The organism is Halopseudomonas sp. (assembly GCF_041579695.1).
Taxonomy (GTDB): domain Bacteria; phylum Pseudomonadota; class Gammaproteobacteria; order Pseudomonadales; family Pseudomonadaceae; genus Halopseudomonas.
This window is the reverse complement of record NZ_JBFGFI010000170.1, coordinates 1-2,817: the sequence shown is the minus strand read 5'-3', so window position 1 is coordinate 2,817 and position 2,817 is coordinate 1. Positions and strand designations below refer to the sequence as shown.

The 2,817-nt window shown below is 59.4% G+C and carries 3 protein-coding genes and 1 pseudogene; 1 reads left to right on the top strand and 3 read right to left on the bottom strand.

Annotated features, from left to right (window positions below; all coding sequences use genetic code 11):
* Positions 1 to 882 (top strand): methyl-accepting chemotaxis protein (locus ABYA88_RS16015; RefSeq protein ID WP_373188382.1); only part of this gene is annotated, 882 nt, incomplete at its 5' end.
* 37 nt (positions 883 to 919) lie between these two features.
* Here the strand turns inward: ABYA88_RS16015 and ABYA88_RS16010 are convergent.
* From ABYA88_RS16010 to ABYA88_RS16000, 3 genes and pseudogenes are all read right to left on the bottom strand, one after another.
* On the bottom strand, positions 920 to 1,204 hold the full coding sequence (locus ABYA88_RS16010; protein WP_373188381.1) for a ComEA family DNA-binding protein: 285 nt from the start codon (positions 1,202 to 1,204) through the stop codon (positions 920 to 922).
* A 151-nt stretch (positions 1,205 to 1,355) separates the two neighbouring features.
* Positions 1,356 to 2,567, bottom strand: a complete 1,212-nt coding sequence (locus ABYA88_RS16005; protein WP_373188380.1) for an O-succinylhomoserine sulfhydrylase — start codon at positions 2,565 to 2,567, stop codon at positions 1,356 to 1,358.
* A 90-nt stretch (positions 2,568 to 2,657) separates the two neighbouring features.
* Positions 2,658 to 2,817: pseudogene (locus ABYA88_RS16000) on the bottom strand (amidophosphoribosyltransferase); the annotation flags it as partial.

Sequence of the window (2,817 nt, the reverse complement as noted above, 5' to 3'; positions counted from 1 at the left end):
GCCCGCGCCTTCAATGCGATGCAGGCATCCCAGCAAAACGTCGTAGGCGCCGTGCGCAAGGCTGCCGAACAGCTCGACCAGGGCGCTTCGGAACTGGCCCGGGTGATGAGCCGTGTACGCGATGGCATGGTCAGCCAGCAGCGCGAGACCGACATGGTTGCCGCCGCCGTAAACGAGATGAGCGCGACGGTGCAGGACATTGCATTCAACAGTTCAACGACCCGCGACCAGTCTCTGCAGGCCGACGATCTGGCGCGGAACGGTCGTGACCAGGTCGCGCGGGTCAGCACCACCATTGCTGGCCTGGCGACCAGTATTGAGCGCTGCACCCGGCATATGGAAACGTTGCAGGGTCACAGCCAGGAAATCAGTGGCGTGGTGAGCGTTATCCGCAGCATCGCCGAGCAGACAAACCTGCTGGCGCTCAACGCGGCAATCGAAGCTGCCCGCGCCGGAGAGTCGGGACGCGGCTTTGCTGTAGTGGCAGACGAGGTGCGAGCTCTAGCGCAAAGGGTGCAGAGTTCCACCGACGAAATTCAGAGGATGATCGAGGCCCTTCAGGGCGGCACCGCGGATGCTGTACAGGATATGCATGCCAGCGCGGGGCTTACCCGTGATTCGGTGGAGCAGAGTGAGGAAGCGGGTCAGTCTCTTGGGGTCATCACCACGGCGGTGAGCCAGATCCGCGATGGCAACAGTGAAATCGCTTCAGCGGTGGAACAGCAGAGTCAGGCCGCAGAGGCCATCACACAAAGTATCGTACAGATTCGCGACGTAACCGAAAGAACGGTAGAGCAGACATTGTTGAGCGCCTTGACCAGCGAGCAGCTCGCGAGCCTGGCACATCAATTGACTGATTCGGTTAGCCAGTTGAAGACCTGAGAGCCCACTGCAACTGCAGCGGGCCCAGCCAGGCCCTTTACTCCAGCGCGATACGCGCCTCGTTTTTCTGAATGGTGGAAGGACCGATCCCCTTGACCTGGGCGAGGTCTTCCACCGCGCCAAAAGTCCCGTTCTCTTCTCGATATTCAACAATGGCCTGGGCCTTCGCTTCGCCGACGCCGTTCAACACCTCGGATATCTCCTCGGCACTCGCTTCATTGATGTTGACACTGACCAGGGGGGCGTCTGCATTCTGTGCCATTGCCGGGACGGCCAGCAGAGCCGAAATCGAAAGACACAATGCCAGGAATAATTTTTTCATTGGTGTTCTCCTTGTTGGTTTATTGCCGCACTGCCGGGTACTGCATGGCAGGCTTGACCCGCTTCCCTGCGGCCCATCCAACTTAGAACAGCATCATCCCAATACAAATCAGTTTGGTGTATTAGTGTGAAGCATTTGGCAAAAATAGCTCTCAGATTGCAGCAAGCCCCCGCTGCAGATCCGCTTGCAGGTCCTCAATCTCTTCAAGACCGATTGCCAGCCTGATCAGATTTTCCCTGATGCCTGCTGTTGCACGGGTTTCCGGCGTCAGACGGCCGTGCGTTGTGGTCGCAGGATGGGTAATGGTGGTCTTGCTGTCACCCAGATTGGCGGTAATGGACATGAGACGCGTCGCATCAATGAATCGCCAGGCCGCCGCACGGTCGCCCTTGACCTCGAAACTCACCACGGCACCAAAGGCCTTCTGCTGGGCCCGGGCAAGCTCATGCTGGGGGTGGCTCGGCAATCCGGCGTAATACACATGCTCAACCTGTGGCTGCTGCTCTAGCCATTCGGCAAGACTCTGGGCGCTGGCACAGTGGGCCTGCATGCGCAAACGCAGCGTCTCAAGCCCCTTGAGAAAGACCCAGGCATTGAATGGACTCAGCGTAGGCCCGGCGGTACGCAGAAAGCCGACCACTTCCTGCATATGCTCGCGCCGACCGGCAACCAGACCGCCCAGGCAACGACCCTGGCCGTCGATGTACTTGGTCGCCGAGTGAATGATCAGATCAGCACCCAGCTCCAGAGGTTTTTGCAGAGCCGGCGTGCAGAAGCAGTTATCTACCGCCAGCAAGGCGCCCTGCTCTTGCGCTATCTTAGCGAGACCGCGGATATCCACCAGTTGCGCCAGCGGGTTGGACGGCGACTCGACGAAGAGCAGACGGGTATTGGGCTTGCAGGCTGCCTGCCAGCCGTCCAGGTCAGTGAGCTCGACATAGTCGTACTCGAGACCGAAGCGCCGGAAGTACTTGTCGAACAGGCTGACAGTTGCGCCGAACACGCTGCGAGATACCAGTACATGATCCCCTGCCGAACACAGACTCATGACCATCGCCATGATGGCCGCCATGCCGGAGGCCGTAGCCACAGCCTGCTCGGCACCCTCCAGCGCAGCCATGCGCTCTTCGAAGGTGCGCACTGTCGGATTCATGTAGCGTGAGTATACGTTGCCCTGCGCTTCACCGGCAAAGCAGGCAGCAGCATCGGCAGCGCTACGAAATACGTAGCTTGAGGTCAGGAACAGTGCTTCGCCATGCTCGGCCTCGGGACCCCGGCGCTGGCCGGCGCGTACCGCCAGCGTGTCGAAACCGGCATTATCAAGGTCGCTGTCGAGCCGACCGGCATCCCATTCTTGCGTCATTATCAGACTCGCTTGTTCGGTCAGTACGTGTTCATGCAGCTGTGATCAATCCGCACCGGTGTAGGTCCGGGGGGCAACGGTTCCCGGCTATCAATTATTATGCAGCTCAATGACCGCGTTGCCCATTTCGCTGGTCGACATCGCAGCGTCGTTACGCGCCTGTTCGATTTTGCCGAGGTAGGCTTCATTGACGTCACCGGTCACATAGTCACCATCAAAAACCGAACAGTCGAAGCGGGTCAGCTTGGGG